The sequence below is a fragment of the Pseudomonas sp. GW823-FHT02E01 genome (assembly GCF_058797535.1).
In genome coordinates this window covers 1-1,242 of the sequence record NZ_JBXAJS010000029.1, presented here as the reverse complement: position 1 = coordinate 1,242, position 1,242 = coordinate 1, and the positions used below count along the sequence as shown (strand labels likewise).

The window sequence follows — 1,242 nt, the reverse complement described above, 5'->3', positions numbered from 1 at the left end:
TGAACTGGTCAAGTAATCCCGGACACCGGTTACGGTGTTTATGCCGCTTTTTGCTCCATGGCTATTGGCGACAGATAGTTGTTGTAGCTGTGGAGCCTGGTGCGGTTGTAGTACATGAAGAAGCGTACCATATCGGTTTTGGCTTCCTCGATCTTGCTGTAGCCACTACGAGGCACCCATTCTGATTTCAGCGTGCCGAAAAATCGCTCTGTTGGAGCGTTGTCCCAGCACTGCCCGCGATGGCTCATGCTTTGCAATATGTCACGACGCTTCAGTTCTTCTTGAAACTTGCGGCTGGTGTACTGACAGCCCTGATCCGAGTGAAACATCAGCCCCGCAGGGCACGCTCGAACCTCTGTCGCCATGCGTAGCGCCTTGCTGACCAAGTTGGCGTCATTGACCAGCGAAAATGCCCAACCGATGACCCGGCGAGCAAACAAATCGATGACGATGGCCAGATGAACCCAGCGCTCGCCCACCATCAAGCTGGTCACGTCACCACACCAGACCTGATCGACTGCAGCCGGTTTGAAGTTGCGCTTGAGCCGATTGGGCGCGACAAACGCTTCCACTCCCTTGGATCTGAATGGGTGCGGCTGGCGTTGTTTACTGACAATGTTGGCCTCCCTCATCAGCGCTCGGACAAGGCCTCTTCCAACTGCAATGTTTTGGGACTTCAGGCCCTTGCTGATCATTCTGGAGCCCATGGATTCGCGGCTTTCGCTGTGCAGTTCAACCACTTTGAGCTTGAGCTCTTCGCGCCTGATCCGCGGTTTGGCTCGCCGCTGAAGCCACTCGTAAAAGCTGCTGCGCTTCACATCGAAAACACGACACACGACAGCTGTCGGGAACGACTCTCTTAGTTCCGCAATCATCGAAAACGATCGGGATCCGACATCAAGAGAGCGGTAGCCTTTTTTAAGATCTCGGCTTCCATTTCCATGCGCTTGATCTTGGCCTTTAGTTCCTGGATCTGGCGCTGATCTTCGGTAATCGCCTTGGTGCCTTTGACTGGCTGCCCCTCGCGCTCCTTGCGAACCTGATCGACCCAACGCCGTAAAGCGGTGGGCCCGATATCCAGCGATGCACAAACGTCTGGAACCGGGCAGTTATCATCAAGCACCATGCTGGCAGCATGCAGCTTGAACTCGCGTGTATAGACCTTTCTTTCGTTCATGGAACCTCCAAGTTGGCGAAATCATATCGCCCTTAAGAGGTGTCCGGGATTATTAGGCCAGTTCA

2 protein-coding genes are annotated in these 1,242 nt (G+C 54.3%); both read right to left on the bottom strand.

All coding sequences use genetic code 11. The features are described from left to right. Positions 1 to 38 precede the first annotated feature (38 nt). A complete protein-coding gene (locus AC1RDQ_RS28500) occupies positions 39 to 875 on the bottom strand; it encodes an IS3 family transposase (RefSeq protein WP_492588754.1) in 837 nt (278 codons plus the stop codon). Further along, positions 872 to 1,177 (bottom strand): IS3 family transposase, encoded by a 306-nt coding sequence (locus AC1RDQ_RS28495; RefSeq protein ID WP_008047186.1) that lies wholly within the window; start codon positions 1,175 to 1,177, stop codon positions 872 to 874. The genes AC1RDQ_RS28500 and AC1RDQ_RS28495 overlap by 4 nt, the downstream gene beginning before the upstream one ends. Between the last annotated feature and the right edge of the window lie 65 nt (positions 1,178 to 1,242).

What these genes read in the sequence shown, in the direction of transcription:
- AC1RDQ_RS28500 (WP_492588754.1), bottom strand. Translation starts at nt 875, where the DNA reads ATGATTGCGGAACTAAGAGAGTCGTTCCCGACAGCTGTCGTGTGTCGT.
- AC1RDQ_RS28495 (WP_008047186.1), bottom strand. Translation starts at nt 1,177, where the DNA reads ATGAACGAAAGAAAGGTCTATACACGCGAGTTCAAGCTGCATGCTGCC.